This window comes from Microbacterium sp. CCNWLW41, from assembly GCF_037083505.1.
In genome coordinates this window covers 168,117-183,452 of sequence record NZ_JBAOJP010000004.1, presented here as the reverse complement: position 1 = coordinate 183,452, position 15,336 = coordinate 168,117, and the positions used below count along the sequence as shown (strand labels likewise).

Here is a 15,336-nt window from a genome sequence, read left to right as displayed (position 1 = left end):
GGAGTCAGGGCCAAAGATCCCATCTGACTATCCCGATGACGGCCCCGTTTCGGATCCTGGATTCGATGTCGGCATTGACCCGGAGGAGCTCCAGCGCTGTCTCGAACGCCTGCAGGACGCCCGCCTGTGCTTCGGGGCGCGCCCGCCCCAGGTGGACGCCGGCCCCGAGGACCCGGCGGAGCCGGCGCCCCGTCCGATCACCCTCGCCGATCTCGTCCGCTTCGTCCCGACCGGCACGACGGTGTCCGCGGAGCCCGGCAACGTCGGCGTCGTGGGGCTTCCCGCCAACTTCGTCAGCGACGCGACCGCGCAGACCACCTCCGCGGATCTTCTGGGACGCTCCGTCACGGTGCGGTTCACGCCCGTCGGCTTCGACTTCGCGTACGGCGACGGCGCGACTCGGTCGACCGCGGACCCCGGCGCGTCGTGGGCCGCCCTCGGCCAGGCCGACCTCACCCCCACGGCGACGAGCCACGTGTACGGCGCGAGAGGCGAATACACCGCCACCGTCGTCGTCCGCTACGCCGCCGACCTGGACTACGGCCTGGGGTGGATCCCCATGGGCGAGATCGCCGCGGCGCCCGCGACGCAGACGGTGCGCGTGTTCGAGGCCCGCTCGGCGCTGGTGGACGGCACCTGCGAGGAGAGGCCCGGCGCACCGGGGTGCCCGTGACTCCGCGGGCGCCCGCAGCCGCCTGGCAGACTGAGCCCATGACCGCGCGCGCCCCGAAGCTCATGCTGCTCGACACCGCCTCTCTCTACTTCCGGGCCTTCTACGGCGTGCCCGACACCGTCAAGGCGCCGGACGGCACATCCGTGAACGCCGCGCGGGGGCTGCTCGACATGGTCGCCAAGCTCGTCACGGCGTACCAGCCGACGCACCTCGTCGCCTGCTGGGACGACGACTGGCGTCCCCAGTGGCGGGTCGACCTGATCCCCAGCTACAAGGCGCACCGCGTCGTCGAGGCCGTCCCGGGAGGCGCCGACGTGGAAGAGGTGCCCGATCCCCTCGAGGCGCAGATCCCCGTCATCCGGGAATCGCTCGCCGCCCTCGACCTCACCGTGATCGGGGCGCCCGCGCACGAGGCCGACGACGTCATCGGCACCCTGGCGCACACGGCGGGGATGCCCGTCGACATCGTCACCGGTGACCGCGACCTCTTCCAGCTCGTCGACGACGCCCGCGGCGTCCGGGTGGTCTACACCGCGCGGGGCATGAGCAACCTGGAGGACCTGACCGACGCCTCGGTGGTCGCGAAGTACGGGGTCCTTCCCTCGCAGTACGCGGACTTCGCGACGATGCGCGGCGACGCGTCGGACGGCCTCCCCGGCATCCCCGGCGTCGGCGAGAAGACGGCCGCCGCGCTCCTCGCCGCGCACGGGGACCTGGACGGGATCCGCGCGGCGGCGGAGCGCGGGGAAGGGATGTCCGCGGGTGTGGCGAAGAAGATCCTCGCCGCCTCGGCCTACCTCGACGTCGCCCCGACGGTGGTGCGGGTCGCGACGACGCTCGACGTCGCCGCGCCGGCCGCTCCCCTGCACCCGCTCGACGACGCCGCACGGGCGGCGGCGGTGGCGCTGGCCGAACGGTGGAACCTCGGCACGTCCATGGGACGGGCGATCGAGGCCCTCGACCGCCTCGGCTGACCTATCCCGCCCAGCGGCGGAGCCGCTCCAGTCCCCAGGTCGTCACGATCCGCTCCGGCGGCACGCCGAGACGCTCCGCCCTCTCCGCGCCGTGGTCCAGCAAAGAGAGCTGACCCGGCGCGTGGGCGTCGGAGTCGATCGAGAAGAGACAGCCGATCTCCACGGCCAGGGTCAGGAGCTCGTCCGGCGGGTCCTGGCGCTCCGGTCGGGAGTTGATCTCCACCGCCACCCCGTGCTCCGCGCACGCCTCGAAGACCGCGCGGGCGTCGAAGTCGGACGGCGGACGGGTGCCGCGCTCCCCCTGCACGAGGCGCCCGGTGACGTGGCCCAGCACCGAGACGTGCGGATGACTCACCGCGCGGACGATCCGCCGGGTCATCGGCCCGGCATCCATCCGCAGCTTCGAGTGCACGGACGCCACCACGACGTCCAGCTCCGCGAGAAGCGCGTCCTCCTGATCGAGCGCACCGTCCTCCAGGATGTCGACCTCGATTCCCGCGAGCACGGTGAGACCGTCTCCGCTCGCACCGCGCACGAGCGGGATCTGCTCGCGCAGCCGCTCCGCCGACAGCCCGCGGGCGACCCGGAGCCGCGGCGAATGGTCCGTGATCGCGAGGTAGTCGTGCCCCAGCGCCCGCGCCGCATCGGCCATCACGGCGATCGGGGTCGTCCCGTCGGACCAGTCGGTGTGGGCGTGAAGGTCTCCGCGCAGCCGCGCACGCAGCTCCGAACGGCGCTCGGGCTCGACCTCGCCGCGGAGCTCGACGAGGTAGTGCGGCACCTTCCCCTCGAGAGCCTCGAGGATCACCTCCGACGTGGACGCGCCGATGCCCTTCGTCGCGCGGATCCGGGCGGGGTCGGCGCGCGACGCCTCGTCCAGGTCGCCGAACGCCGCGGCGGCCTGCCGGAACGCGCGCGCCCGGTACCGCGACGCCCGCTCGCGCTCCAGCAGCCGGGCGATCTCGAGCAGGGCGTCGACGGGATCCATGTCCGGTCCCTACGCGGCGAAGTCCCGGGAGGCGGAGATCCACTCGTCCAGTTTGGCGAGGGCGCGCCCGTCGTCGATCGCGGCGGACGCGCGCGCCAGGGCGTCGGCGAGCCGCTCCAGAATCGGCCGCTGCGCCTGGGCGGCGTCGTGCGAGAGCTCGTAGGCGACGACCCCGGCGGCGGCGTTGAGGAGGACGATGTCCCGGACCGCACCGGCCTCGCCCGCGAGGGTGCGGCGCAGGACCTCCGCGTTGTGCTCGGGAGAGCCGCCGATCAGGTCCGAGAGCTCCGCAAGCGGGATCCCGAGGTCGCGCGGGTCCAGGTCGTGCTCGTGGATGTCGCCGCGCGTGACCTCCCAGATGCGGCTGTGCCCCGTCGTGGTCAGCTCGTCGAGGCCGTCGTCGCCGCGGAAGACGAGCGCGGTCGCGCCGCGGGTGCGGAAGACGCCGGTGATCAACGGCACGCGCTCGAGCTGGGCGACGCCCACCGCGTTCGCCTCCGCCCTCGCGGGGTTGCACAGCGGTCCCAGCATGTTGAAGACGGTCGGCACGCCGAGCTCCGCGCGCACCCCGCCGGCGTGCTTGAACCCCGGGTGGAAGGCGCCCGCCCACGCGAACGTGATGCCCGTGCGGTCGAGGATGTCGGCGACGGCCTGCGGATCCAGCGTGAGATCCAGCCCCAGGGCGCCGAGCACGTCCGACGCGCCGGAGGCCGAGCTCGCCGCGCGGTTGCCGTGCTTGACGACCGGCACGCCCATCGCGCCGATCACGATCGCCGCCGTCGTGGAGACGTTCACGGTCCCGACCCGGTCGCCTCCCGTGCCGACGATGTCGAGCACGTCCGACGACACCGGCAGCGGGACCGCCGCCTCCAGGATCGCGTCGCGGAAGCCGACGATCTCGTCGATGGTCTCGCCCTTGGCGCGCAGCCCGATGAGGAAGCCCGCCAGCTGCGCCGGGGTCGCCTGGCCGCGCATGACCTGACGCATCGCCCACGTCGACTCGTACACGCTGAGGTCGCGCCGTGCGAGGAGAGTGGAGAGGACATCGGGCCAGGTCAACGCATCCGCCATGGGGGAATCCTATCGACGGGGCCGGTTCGTGACCGGGTCGTGACCTCGTCCGCCGCGGCGAGGAGGCCCTGGACACACAGCGGATTCCCGGCGACTTCTTAGGTCTCCCTAAGTGCCCGGAAGGCGAAACGGCCCCCGGGGGTGCAAGAATCGCCGTCGCGGATCGGCCATAATGGAGGGGTGACGACCTCAGCGACGTATGCCCCGGCGGCGAGAACGATCAAGCGGCCCAACCCCGTGGCCGTCGGAACCATTGTCTGGCTCGGCAGCGAGGTGATGTTCTTCGCGGGCCTGTTCGCGATCTACTTCACCCTGCGCAGCACCTCGCCCGAGCTGTGGGCCTCCCGCACCGAGCTGCTGAACGTGCCGTACGCCACGGTGAACACCATCATCCTGGTGCTGTCGTCGGTCACCTGCCAGATGGGCGTCTTCGCCGCCGAGCGCCTGCAGCCGTACACGGCCCGCAACGACAAGGGCCGCAAGCGCTGGGGCATGGTCGAGTGGTTCTGGCTCACGTTCATCCTGGGCGCGGTGTTCGTCTCCGGCCAGGTCTGGGAGTACGCCCAGCTCGTCGCCGAGGGCATGCCGATCTCGGCGGACTCCTACGCCTCGGCGTTCTACATCACGACGGGCTTCCACGCCCTGCACGTGACCGGCGGCCTCGTCGCGTTCCTCCTCGTCATCGGGCGCGCCTACGCGGTGAAGAACTTCACGCACAAGGAGGCGACCTCCTCGATCGTCGTGTCCTACTACTGGCACTTCGTCGACGTGGTCTGGATCGCCCTGTTCTTCGTCATCTATTTCCTGAAGTAAAGAAAACGGAGCGGATTCCCGACATGGCACGAGAGAAGAAGCGCCGTTCCGGCGGTCGCCGCAGCCCCCTGGCCGCCGCCGCCCTCATCGGCGCCGGCCTCATGATCACCGGCGGCATCTACGCCGGCGCATCCGCTGCGTTCGCCGCCAGCGAGCCGACCGCCGCCACCGCGCAGGTGTCCGTGGAGGAGGGCGAGAAGCTCTTCCAGGCGAACTGCGCCACCTGCCACGGCATGAACCTCCAGGGCACCGAGAACGGGCCGAGCCTGTTCGGCGTCGGCGAGCTCGCGGTGGAGTTCCAGGTCGCGACGGGCCGCATGCCGCTGCAGATGCAGGGGCCGCAGGCGCCGCAGAAGCACCCGCAGTTCACCGACGAGCAGATCAAGTCGATGGCCGCCTGGGTGCAGTCCGTCGCGCCCGGTCCGACCTACCCCGAGGCCGAGGTGCTGGACGGAAAGGGCGACGTCTCGCACGGTGCCGAGCTGTTCCGCATCAACTGCGCGATGTGCCACAACGTCGCCGCCGCCGGCGGTGCGCTGACCGAGGGCAAGTACGCGCCCCCGCTGACGAGCACGAGCGCCCTCCACATGTACGCGGCCATGGTCACCGGTCCGCAGAACATGCCGGTCTTCGGCGACATGAACCTGTCCGCCGAGGACAAGCGCGACATCATCTCCGCCCTGCTGTTCCAGCAGGAGGCGGTTCAGGTGGGCGGCTTCACGCTGGGCTCGCTCGGCCCCGTCTCCGAGGGCCTTTTCGTCTGGATCTTCGGGATCGGCGCGCTGGTCGCCATCACCGTGTGGATCACGGCGAAGTCCAACTGACGCTTGCATATCGAAGAACGTACGAGGAGCACCATGGCACACGACGACTCGCAGGCTCTCGACAGGGCCTATCAGCCCTCCCCCGGGCTGAGCGTCGCAGTCAGCGATCCCGCGGAGAACCCGGGTCTTCCGCCGCACCGTGAGCGGATCACGGACAAGGACCCGAAGGCGATGAAGACGGCCGTCCGCACGGTCTACACGCTCTTCTACCTGTCCCTCGCGGGCAGCCTGTGGGCGGTCGCCGCCTACATGCTGTTCCCGATCGAGAGCGGCGCGCTCATCGATGTGCGCTACAACAACCTCTTCATCGGCCTCGGCATCGCCCTCGCGCTCCTCGCACTCGGCATCGGCGCCATCCACTGGTCCAAGGCCGTGATGAACGACAAGGAGTTCGTGGAGTCGCGCCACCCCACCCGTGGTCGCGACTCGACGCGCGCCGCCGCCGTCAAGGCGTTCGCGGACGCGAACGAGGAGTCCGGGTTCGGGCGCCGCACGATGATCCGCAACTCGCTCTTCGCCGCGCTCGTCGCCTCGATCATCCCCGGCGTGACGCTCTTCCGCGGTCTCGCCCCCCACAGCACCCCGGAGAACCCGATCGCGGGCGACCCGGTCCAGCTGCTCAAGCACACGATGTGGGAGAAGGGCGTGCGCCTGGCGCGCGACCCCGACGGCACCCCGATCCGCGCCGCGGACGTCACCCTCGGCTCCGCCGTGCACGTCATCCCCGAGAGCCTCACCGAGCTCGGCCACGACGGCGGGTACCTGGAGGAGAAGGCGAAGGCCATCGTCCTCCTCATGCGCCTGCTGCCCGAGCAGCTCATCGAGTCCGAGGAGCGCAAGGACTGGTCGTACGACGGCATCGTCGCGTACTCCAAGGTCTGCACGCACGTCGGCTGCCCGGTCGCGCTCTACGAGCAGCAGACCCACCACCTGCTCTGCCCCTGCCACCAGTCGCAGTTCGACGTGACCGAGCACGCCAAGGTCATCTTCGGCCCGGCCGCTCGGCCGCTGCCGCAGCTGCCCATCACCGTCGATGACGAGGGCTACCTCGTCGCGCAGAGCGACTTCACCGAACCCGTCGGTCCGAGCTTCTGGGAGCGCCATTGAGCACCGCAACCGTCACCCCCGAGACGAAGGGCGACAAGAAGGACGAGAAGCCGCTCGGCGGCCGTTTCGTCGGCGCCACGGCGAACTACATCGACGAGCGCACGAGCCTGTCCGGCTTCGTCAAGGAGCTCGGCCGGAAGATCTTCCCGGATCACTGGTCGTTCATGCTCGGCGAGATCGCCCTGTGGAGCTTCGTCGTGGTGCTCCTCTCGGGCACCTTCCTGACGTTCTTCTTCCAGGCGTCGATGGTTCCGACGCACTACACGGGCGCTTACGCCCCGATGCGCGGCATCGAGATGTCGGCGGCTCTGGAGTCCACCCTGCGGATCTCGTTCGACCTGCGCGGCGGACTCCTGGTCCGGCAGATCCACCACTGGGCCGCGCTGGTGTTCGTCGCCGGCATCGGCGTGCACATGCTGCGCATCTTCTTCACGGGCGCCTTCCGCAAACCGCGTGAGCTGAACTGGGTGATCGGCTTCGTGCTGTTCATCCTCGCGATGGCCGAGGGCTTCACCGGCTACTCGCTGCCGGACGACCTGCTCTCCGGCAACGGCCTGCGGATCATCGACGGCATGATCAAGGGCATCCCGCTGATCGGAACGTGGACCTCGTTCCTGCTCTTCGGCGGCGAGTTCCCCGGCACCGACATCGTCGGCCGCCTGTACACCTTGCACATCCTGCTGCTGCCGGCCCTCGTCCTCGCGTTCGTGGTTCTGCACCTGATGCTCATGGTGATCAACAAGCACACGCAGTTCGCCGGCCCCGGCCGGACGAACGACAACGTCGTGGGCTACCCGATGATGCCGGTGTACATGTCCAAGATGGGCGGCTACCTGTTCATCGTCTTCGGCACGATCGTGCTGATCGCCTCCCTCTTCCAGATCAACCCGGTCTGGAACTACGGCCCGTACGACCCGTCCCCCGTGTCGGCGGGTACCCAGCCGGACTGGTACATCGGCTTCGCGGACGGCGCGCTGCGCCTGGCTCCGTCGAACCTCGACGTCGTGTTCCTCGGCCACACCTGGTCGTTCGGCATCCTGCTGCCGGTCGCCGTCCTCGGCATCTTCATCGTCCTGGTCGCGATCTACCCGTTCATCGAGGGATGGATCACCGGGGACAAGCGCGAGCACCACATCGCCCAGCGCCCGCGCAACGCCGCCACTCGCACGGGCATCGGCGTCGCCGGCGTGATCTTCTACGCCGTGCTCTGGGCCGCCGCGTCCTCGGACCTCATCGCGACGCACTTCATGGTCACGATGGAGGGGGTCATCCACACCCTGCAGGCGCTGCTGATCCTCGGCCCTGTGCTCGGGTACTTCATCACGAAGCGGATCTGCATCGCGCTGCAGAAGAAGGACCGCGAGATCGTGCTGCACGGCTACGAGTCCGGACGCATCGTCCGCCTCCCCGGCGGCGAGTTCATCGAGGTGCACAAGCCCGTGGACGTCTACGACCGGTGGAAGCTCATCGACGTCGACACCTACGAGCCGCTCGTGGTCCGTCCGAACGCCAAGGGCCGGATCCCGTGGACCGAGAACTTCCGCTCCGCGCTGTCGCGCTGGTTCTTCGAGGATCGCCTGCAGCCGCTCACGCAGACGGAGATCGCTGCGGCCGACGCTCACCAGAGCCACGCGCTGCATGACGTCGACGAAACGGCTCACGAGGAGATCCTGGGCGCCCACGCCCGCGCCGGGGTCTCCGAGGACCAGATCGAGCCGACCGACGAGGGACACATCGGCGAGACGCCGAACACTCCCAGCTCGGTCGTCGCGACGGAGCCGGTCAAGAAGCCGCGCAAGAAGCCGGAGGACGGAGAGAAGTAGTCCTCCCTCCCCCATGACAGAGCCCCGTCCGGGTCACCGGACGGGGCTCTGTCATGCTCCCCCGGTCCAGGGCACGCCCGCGTACGCTGAGATCATGATCGACCGCCAGGACTACTTCGCCGCCAAGCTCGCCTTCGAGACCGATGCCAGCGATCTTCACGCCGCACGCTCCGCCGGCGACCCCGTCGTGGTGGTCGACGTGCGCTCCGAGGAGGCCTGGGCGCAGGGACGGGTCCCGGACGCCGTCCACATGCCCTACCGCGAGATCGCCGAGCGGGCGTCGACCGAGATCCCCGCCGATGCGGACGTCGTCGTCTACTGCTGGAGCCCGGGCTGCAACGCGGGCGCCAAGGGCGCCCTGGAGTTCGCGAAGCTCGGATACCGCGTGCGCGAGATGATCGGAGGCTTCGAGTACTGGGCCCGGGAAGGCTACCCCGTGGAGGATGCGGACGGCGTGCACCGCCGTCCGGTGGATCCTCTCACCGGCATCCCTCGCGTCCGTCATCGCGCCTGACCGAGGTCGTCCCGGCCGTCGTCCCCGGATCGCCTGACGTGCTATCGTCGGCGCATGCGAATGCTGCGGGTCACGACGACGCCGGTTCCTCTCCGGCGCGACCTCTAGCGACTCCACGCATGACGCACAGCCCGGGGAGACACCCCGGGCTTCGTCGTCTCCGGTGTCCTCTCCGCGCACTCACCCTGGAGAAGGACAGATGGACAACGATCACCGCGTACTCGGCCGAAGACTCGGCCTCTTCGAGACCAGCGCCGACATCGGCGCCGGTCTCCCCCTGTGGCTCCCGCACGGCGCGGCCGTCCGCGCCTCCCTGGAGCAGTTCGCCGCCGAGATCGCCCAGGAGACCGGGTGCCGACGTGTCTACACCCCCGTGCTCGCACGGCGCTCCCTGTTCGAGCGGAGCGGCCACTGGGACAAGTTCGCCGCCGACATGTTCCCCGCAATGCGCGTCGGCGGAGACGAGTTCGTCCTCCGGCCGGCGAACTGCCCGAGCCACGTCCAGGTCTACGCGGCCGAACCGCACAGCTGGCGGGACCTCCCCGTCCGCCTCACCGAGTCGGCGGCGATGTTCCGCAGCGAGCTCACCGGCGTCCTCGGCGGTCTGAGCCGCGTCCGGCAGATCAGCCTGGACGATGCGCACGTCTTCTGTCGGCCCGACCAGGTCGTGGAGGAAGTCGTCACCGCGGTCGACGCGATCCTCCGGGCCTACGACGTCCTCGACATCGAGATCTCGTACATCCGCCTCTCCGGACGCGACCTGCGAGAGGCGTCGGCGTACGCGGGATCCGACGAGGACTGGCGAGCGTCCGAGCAGGACCTCCTGGACGCTCTCGACCGGCGGGGGCTGCCGCATCGCCGAGCCGATGGGGAGGCGGCCTTCTACGGGCCCAAGATCGACGTCCAGGTGATCGATGCCGCCGGGCGGGAGCTGACCCTCTCGACCGTCCAGGTCGATCGCGTGCTGCCCGCACGATTCGATCTCCGCTACACCGACGCGCACGGACGCGTCGCGCGTCCGGTCATGGTGCATCGCGGACTCATCGGATCGATGGAGAGGCTCGTCGCGCTGCTGATCGAGCGCTACGAGGGGCGCTTCCCGACCTGGCTCGCGCCCGTGCCGCTCGCGCTCGCGCCCGTCCGCGTCGATCGGCACGGGACCCAGGCGGACGCCGTGGCCGAGCGCTTCCGCGCGGCCGGGATCCGCGTCGAGGTCGCGCGCCGCGGCTCCCTCGGCTCGCGCGTGCGCGGCCTGCAGGAACGCCGCGTGCCCCGCGTGGCGGTCCTGGGCGACCGCGAGGCCGCCGAGGACCTCCTCAGCGTGAACGGGAAGGCCGTCGCGGTCGATGACCTCATCACCGGGATGCAGGAGGAGATCCGCCGACGCTCATCGGTCTTCCTGGTCTAGTTCCGCCGCACGGCGAGATCGGGCCCCGGGACCGATGGTCCCGGGGCCCGATCTCGAGGCCCTCTCCCGCTCAGCGGGCGAAGTTCCCGCGGTAGTACTCGTAGACCCAGCCGACGATCGCCACGACGAAGATCGCGATGGAGATCGGGAACAGGAACTGTCCCACGGCCAGGCCGATCATGCCGAGGGCCGCGGAGCCTGCGAGCACGATGGGCCACCACGACCACGGGCTGAACTCGCCGAGCTCCGGGTCCCCGTCGTCGATGTCGGCGGTGAGGATGTCCTCGGGGAGCTGGCCGCCCTGCGCGCGGTGCGTGCGGTCCAGGTAGAAGGCGATCATGGCGGACATGAACGCGGTGAAGAACAGGGCCACGGTCCCGACCCACTCGATCGCCGTGACGAGCTCACGGTCCGGGTGAGCGAGGATGTTCCAGCCGGTGTAGACGACCCCGACGAGGGCGAAGAACGCGGTCAGGATCCACCACAGGATGACGTTGTCGCGCATGGCTTACTTGGCCTCTCCTTCGGCGACGCCCGCCGCGACCGGGTGCTCCGCGGCCTCGGGGTGGTTGAGGTCGAACGCAGGACGCTCGCTGCGGATGCGCGGGATCGACGTGAAGTTGTGCCGCGGCGGCGGGCAGGAGGTCGCCCACTCGAGGGAGGCGCCGTAGCCCCACGGGTCGTTCACGGTGACCTTCGGCGCCTTGCGGGCCGTGATCCAGACGTTCAGGAAGAACGGCAGCATCGAGGCGCCGAGGATGATCGCACCGATCGTGGAGACCTGGTTGCCCCACGTCCAGTTGTCGAACGAGGAGTAGTCCGCGTACCGGCGAGGCATGCCGTCCACGCCCAGCCAGTGCTGGATGAGGAACGTCATGTGGAAGCCGATGAACAGCATCCAGAAGTGCACGTAGCCGAGGCGCTCGTTGAGCATCCGTCCCGTCCACTTGGGCCACCAGAAGTAGAAGCCCGCGAACATCGCGAACACGACCGTGCCGAACACGACGTAGTGGAAGTGCGCGACGACGAAGTACGAGTCGGACAGGAAGAAGTCCAGCGGCGGCGAGGCGAGGATGACGCCGGTCAGACCGCCGAAGACGAACGAGACCAGGAAGCCGAGGGCGAACACCATCGGCGTCTCGAAGGTCACGGAGCCGCGCCACATCGTGCCGATCCAGTTGAAGATCTTCACACCCGTCGGCACGGCGATGAGCATCGTCATGAGGGCGAAGAACGGCAGCAGGACCGATCCGGTGACGTACATGTGGTGCGCCCACACGGCCACGGACAGCGCCGCGATGGCAATCGTCGCGTAGACCAGGGTCTTGTACCCGAAGATCGGCTTCCGGCTGAAGACCGGGAAGATCTCGGACACGATGCCGAAGAACGGCAGCGCGATGATGTACACCTCGGGGTGGCCGAAGAACCAGAACAGGTGCTGCCACAGCAGGACGCCGCCGTTGGCCGGGTCGTAGATGTGCGCGCCGAGGACGCGGTCGGCCGCCGCCGCGAGCATCGCCGCGGCGAGCACCGGGAACGCCATCAGGATCAGCAGGCTCGTGATGAGCGTGTTCCAGGAGAAGATCGGCATGCGCCACATGGTCATTCCGGGAGCGCGCATCGTGATCACGGTGGTGATGAAGTTCACCGCGCCGAGGATCGTGCCGAAACCGGACAGACCCAGGCCCAGCATCCAGAGGTTGCCTCCGGCGCCCGGAGAGAACGAGGCGTTCGCGAGCGGCTGGTAGGCGAACCACCCAAAGGAGGCCGCACCCTGCGGGGTCAGGAAGCCGGCGACCGCGATCGTCGAGCCGAACAGGAAGATCCAGAAGGCGAACGCGTTCAGACGCGGGAAGGCGACGTCCGGCGCGCCCAGCTGCAGCGGCAGGATCGCGTTCGCGAAGCCCGCGAACAGCGGCGTCGCGAACATCAGCAGCATGATCGTGCCGTGCATCGTGAACAGCTGGTTGTACTGCTCCTTGGTCGGGATGATCTGCATCCCGGGAGCGAACAGCTCCGCACGGATGATCAGCGCCATCACGCCGCCCAGGAGGAAGAACAGCACCGAGGCGATCAGGTACATGTACCCGATGGTCTTGTGGTCCGTCGACGTCAGCCACTTGACGACGATGTTGCCCTTCTGCTCCACGCGGGTGGTGGTGAGCAGCGCCGCCTGACGCGGCGGGATCGTCGTCGGGCGTGCGCCCGCTTCGGAGGTTCCCGGGAGAGTGGAGGTCATCCTGGTTACTTCCCTTCTTCCTCGGAGGTCGGCGCGCCCGTGCCCGGAAGGTTCGCGAGCCGGTCGTATGCGTCGGTGATGTCGCCGGTGTTGCCCTCGTCGCGCAGCGTCTCGAGGTAGGCGTCGTAGTCGGCCTGGCTGACCACCTTGACGTTGAAGAGCATCATCGAGTGGTACTCGCCGCAGAGCTCGGCGCACTTGCCCTGGTACTCGCCGATGCGCGTCGGGGTGAAGGACCAGGAGTTGTCCTTGCCGACGTACATGTCCTTCTTGTACAGGAAGTCGATGATCCAGAACGAGTGGATGACGTCGCGGGACTGCAGCTCGATGCGGACCTTCTGGTCCACCGGCAGGTACAGCGTCGGCAGGGCCTCCTGGTCGACGTTGCCGTCCTTGTCCGGCTGCGCCTGGATCCCCATGCTCCAGACGGCGTCCGAGTTGTCCTCGTCCTCGCCGTCGTACTGGAAGTCCCAGGACCACTGCTTGCCGATCGCGGTGATCGAGACGTCCGGGTCCTCGTACTGGGTCTCGATGATCGTCTGGTCACGCGCGGTGAAGGCGAACATGCCGGCCACGAGGATCAGCGGCACGATCGTGTAGAAGATCTCGATCGGCATGTTGTAGCGCAGCTGCACCGGCAGGCCGGTCTGGCCCTTGCGACGGCGGTACGCGATCGCGGCCCAGGCCATCAGGCCCCACGTGATCACGCCGACGGCGAGCAGGACGATCCAGGAGTTCACCCAGAGGGCGGCGACGCGGTCCGTGTGGTTGGTGGCAGGAGTGCCATCCTCGACGAAGCCCGGGAGGAAGCCGTGGAGCTCGGTGGGAGAGCATCCCGCCAGGGCCACAGCTGCCGCGACTCCCAGAGGGAGCGCAGCCCAACGAAGGCGGCGTTTCGAAGGCACGGTGCACCTTTCAGATCTCGGACAGGGGCGTACCCAAGTCTAGGGCAACCTCACACCCGATTCATGCCAACCACGCAGGTTCAGCGAGGTCGTGACGGCGTTTCCGGGTGGTTGCCGAGGGGTCAGTGGAAGCTGTCGCCGCAGGCGCAGGAACCCTGCGCGTTGGGGTTGTCGATCGTGAACCCCTGCTCCGAGATCGTGTCCTTGAAGTCGATCGACGCGCCGTCGAGGTACGGCACGCTCATGTTGTCGACGATGACCTCGACGCCGTCGAAGTCGACGGTCTCGTCGCCCTCGAGATAGCGCTCGTCGAAGTAGAGCTGGTAGATGAGACCGGAGCAGCCGCCGGGCTGGACCGCCACCCGCAGACGCAGGTCGTCACGGCCTTCCTGTTCCAGCAGGCTCTTCACCTTCTGCGCAGCGGCGTCGGTGAGGCTCACGCCGTGGGCGTGGGTGGTCTCCGGGGTCGTCAGGGTGGTGTCGCTCATGTCGCTCCTTCGGAAGGCCCTGGCAGGGCACGGGCTCTCCCCCGAATTCTACCGCCGGCCCCGCCGCCCGGGGCGGAGCCGGCGGCAGGGCTCACTGCTGGATCTCGTTCATCCGCGCCAGCAGCAGCGCCTCGGTGGCGATCGAGTGGCGGAACGTGTCCAGGTGCAGCGACTCGTTCGGGCTGTGCGCACGCGAGTGCGGGTCCTCCACCCCGGTCACGAGGATCTGTGCGGCGGGGAACGTCTCGACGAGGTCGGCGATGAAGGGGATCGACCCGCCGATGCCGACGTCGACCGGATCCTTGCCGTATCCGTCGGCCATCGCCGCACGGGCGAGGCCCACCGCCCATCCCGCCGTGTCCACGAGGAAGGGGTTCCCGAGGTCCTCGTCGGAGAACTCCAGCTGCGCACCGAACGGCGCATGCGCGCGCAGATGCGCCGTCAGCGCCTCGTACGCCTCCGTCGCGGACTGGCCCGGGGCGACCCGGCAGCTCAGGACGACGCGGGTCTGCGCGGCCAACGTGTTCGACGCCTCTTCGACCGAGGTGGCGTCGATCCCGATGATCGTCACGGACGGCTTGTTCCAGATCCGGCCGAGGATCGTCCCCTCGCCGATCGGGCTCACCCCGGGGAGCAGTCCGGTCTCGGCGCGAAGCGTGTCCTCCCCGTACTCGGGCGTCTCCGCGTCCCGCACGCGGAGCCCTTCGACCGCGACGGAGCCGTTCTCGTCCCACAGCGTGTCGAGGAGGCGCACGGTGGCCATCATCGCGTCCGGCACGGCGCCCCCGAACATCCCGGAGTGCGAGGAGTGGTCCAGCGTGCGCACCGTCATCGTGAACCGCGCCGCACCGCGGAGGGAGACCGTCAGGCCCGGGGTCTCCGAGTCCCAGTTTCCGGAGTCCGCCACCACGATCGCATCGGCCCGCAGCGCGTCCTCGTTGTCGCGGAGGAACTGCGCGAAGGAGCGCGATCCGTACTCCTCCTCCCCCTCCACGAAGAGGGCGATACCGAGGTCCAGATCGTCGCCGAGCGTCTCGGCGACCGCGCGCAGGGCGGCGATGTGGGTCATGATGCCGGCCTTGTCGTCCGCCGCGCCGCGGCCGTAGAGGCGCCCGTCGCGGACCGTCGGCTCGAACGGCGGGGTCTCCCACAGCGCGTCGTCTCCGGGGGGCTGCACGTCGTGATGGGCGTACAGCAGGATCGTCGGCCGGCCGTTGCGCGCGGCGCGCGTGGCCAGGACGGCGGGCTGGCCGAGCTCATCCGTCCCGGGGATCGCGGCGCGCAGCACGCGCACGCTGTCGAATACCCCGGTGTCGGTCGCCAGGGCCGCCACGGCGTCCGCGCTGCGCACGAGCTGCTCCTGGTCGAACGCGGGCCAGGCGATGCCGGGAATGCGCACGAGGTCGCCGAGATCTGCGAGAGCGGAGGGGACGGCGCCGGCGACGGACTCGCGCAGGGCCGCCTCGAGGTCGGCGGACGCGGTGACCGAAGGTGAGGGAGAAGTCATGC

At 69.4% G+C, this 15,336-nt stretch carries 15 protein-coding genes; 8 read left to right on the top strand and 7 right to left on the bottom strand.

Annotated elements, in window-relative coordinates:
- Nucleotides 1-151: 151 nt before the first annotated feature.
- Nucleotides 152-673 (top strand): hypothetical protein, encoded by a 522-nt coding sequence (locus V6R91_RS16010; protein ID WP_336396065.1) that lies wholly within the window; start codon nt 152-154, stop codon nt 671-673.
- A gap of 38 nt (nt 674-711) precedes the next feature.
- Nucleotides 712-1,647, top strand: coding sequence for a 5'-3' exonuclease (locus tag V6R91_RS16005; protein WP_336396064.1), 936 nt, complete (start codon nt 712-714; stop codon nt 1,645-1,647).
- A 1-nt stretch (nt 1,648) separates the two neighbouring features.
- On the opposite strand, the gene V6R91_RS16000 is transcribed toward V6R91_RS16005, so the two are convergent.
- Both V6R91_RS16000 and trpD read right to left on the bottom strand, forming a co-directional pair.
- Nucleotides 1,649-2,635: a PHP domain-containing protein gene (locus V6R91_RS16000; protein WP_231820590.1), complete on the bottom strand. Its 987-nt coding sequence runs from the start codon at nt 2,633-2,635 to the stop codon at nt 1,649-1,651.
- Nucleotides 2,636-2,644: 9 nt separating this feature from the next.
- Complete coding sequence (trpD, locus tag V6R91_RS15995; RefSeq protein ID WP_219084556.1) at nt 2,645-3,706, bottom strand: anthranilate phosphoribosyltransferase; 1,062 nt, start codon at nt 3,704-3,706, stop codon at nt 2,645-2,647.
- A 180-nt stretch (nt 3,707-3,886) separates the two neighbouring features.
- On the opposite strand from trpD, the gene ctaE reads away from it, so the two are divergent.
- From ctaE to thrS, 6 genes are all read left to right on the top strand, one after another.
- On the top strand, nt 3,887-4,519 hold the full coding sequence (ctaE, locus tag V6R91_RS15990) for an aa3-type cytochrome oxidase subunit III (protein ID WP_157517926.1): 633 nt from the start codon (nt 3,887-3,889) through the stop codon (nt 4,517-4,519).
- 23 nt (nt 4,520-4,542) lie between these two features.
- The gene (gene qcrC / locus V6R91_RS15985; protein ID WP_067244188.1) at nt 4,543-5,343 is read left to right on the top strand and encodes a cytochrome bc1 complex diheme cytochrome c subunit; all 801 of its coding nucleotides are present in this window, start codon (nt 4,543-4,545) and stop codon (nt 5,341-5,343) included.
- Between the two features lie 33 nt (nt 5,344-5,376).
- Complete coding sequence (gene qcrA / locus V6R91_RS15980; RefSeq protein ID WP_067244190.1) at nt 5,377-6,450, top strand: cytochrome bc1 complex Rieske iron-sulfur subunit; 1,074 nt, start codon at nt 5,377-5,379, stop codon at nt 6,448-6,450.
- Entirely contained in the window at nt 6,447-8,273 is a 1,827-nt protein-coding gene (gene qcrB / locus V6R91_RS15975) for a cytochrome bc1 complex cytochrome b subunit (protein WP_271061509.1), read from the top strand. The genes qcrA and qcrB overlap by 4 nt, the downstream gene beginning before the upstream one ends.
- A 94-nt stretch (nt 8,274-8,367) precedes the next feature.
- Nucleotides 8,368-8,787: a rhodanese-like domain-containing protein gene (locus V6R91_RS15970; RefSeq protein ID WP_067244195.1), complete on the top strand. Its 420-nt coding sequence runs from the start codon at nt 8,368-8,370 to the stop codon at nt 8,785-8,787.
- 199 nt (nt 8,788-8,986) lie between these two features.
- Complete coding sequence (gene thrS / locus V6R91_RS15965) at nt 8,987-10,195, top strand: threonine--tRNA ligase (protein ID WP_336396063.1); 1,209 nt, start codon at nt 8,987-8,989, stop codon at nt 10,193-10,195.
- A 70-nt stretch (nt 10,196-10,265) separates the two neighbouring features.
- Here thrS and V6R91_RS15960 read toward each other — a convergent pair whose 3' ends face one another.
- The 5 genes from V6R91_RS15960 to V6R91_RS15940 all read right to left on the bottom strand — a co-directional run bounded on the left by V6R91_RS15960 (nt 10,266) and on the right by V6R91_RS15940 (nt 15,334).
- On the bottom strand, nt 10,266-10,700 hold the full coding sequence (locus tag V6R91_RS15960; protein WP_067244200.1) for a cytochrome c oxidase subunit 4: 435 nt from the start codon (nt 10,698-10,700) through the stop codon (nt 10,266-10,268).
- Nucleotides 10,701-10,703: 3 nt separating this feature from the next.
- Nucleotides 10,704-12,434 (bottom strand): aa3-type cytochrome oxidase subunit I, encoded by a 1,731-nt coding sequence (gene ctaD, locus V6R91_RS15955; protein ID WP_067244203.1) that lies wholly within the window; start codon nt 12,432-12,434, stop codon nt 10,704-10,706.
- 5 nt (nt 12,435-12,439) lie between these two features.
- Nucleotides 12,440-13,339: an aa3-type cytochrome oxidase subunit II gene (gene ctaC / locus V6R91_RS15950; protein ID WP_067244205.1), complete on the bottom strand. Its 900-nt coding sequence runs from the start codon at nt 13,337-13,339 to the stop codon at nt 12,440-12,442.
- Between the two features lie 122 nt (nt 13,340-13,461).
- Complete coding sequence (gene erpA / locus V6R91_RS15945; RefSeq protein ID WP_067244207.1) at nt 13,462-13,827, bottom strand: iron-sulfur cluster insertion protein ErpA; 366 nt, start codon at nt 13,825-13,827, stop codon at nt 13,462-13,464.
- A gap of 91 nt (nt 13,828-13,918) precedes the next feature.
- Nucleotides 13,919-15,334 carry a dipeptidase gene (locus V6R91_RS15940; RefSeq protein WP_336396062.1) on the bottom strand — a complete coding sequence of 472 codons (1,416 nt, stop codon included), beginning with the start codon at nt 15,332-15,334 and terminating at the stop codon, nt 13,919-13,921.
- Between the last annotated feature and the right edge of the window lie 2 nt (nt 15,335-15,336).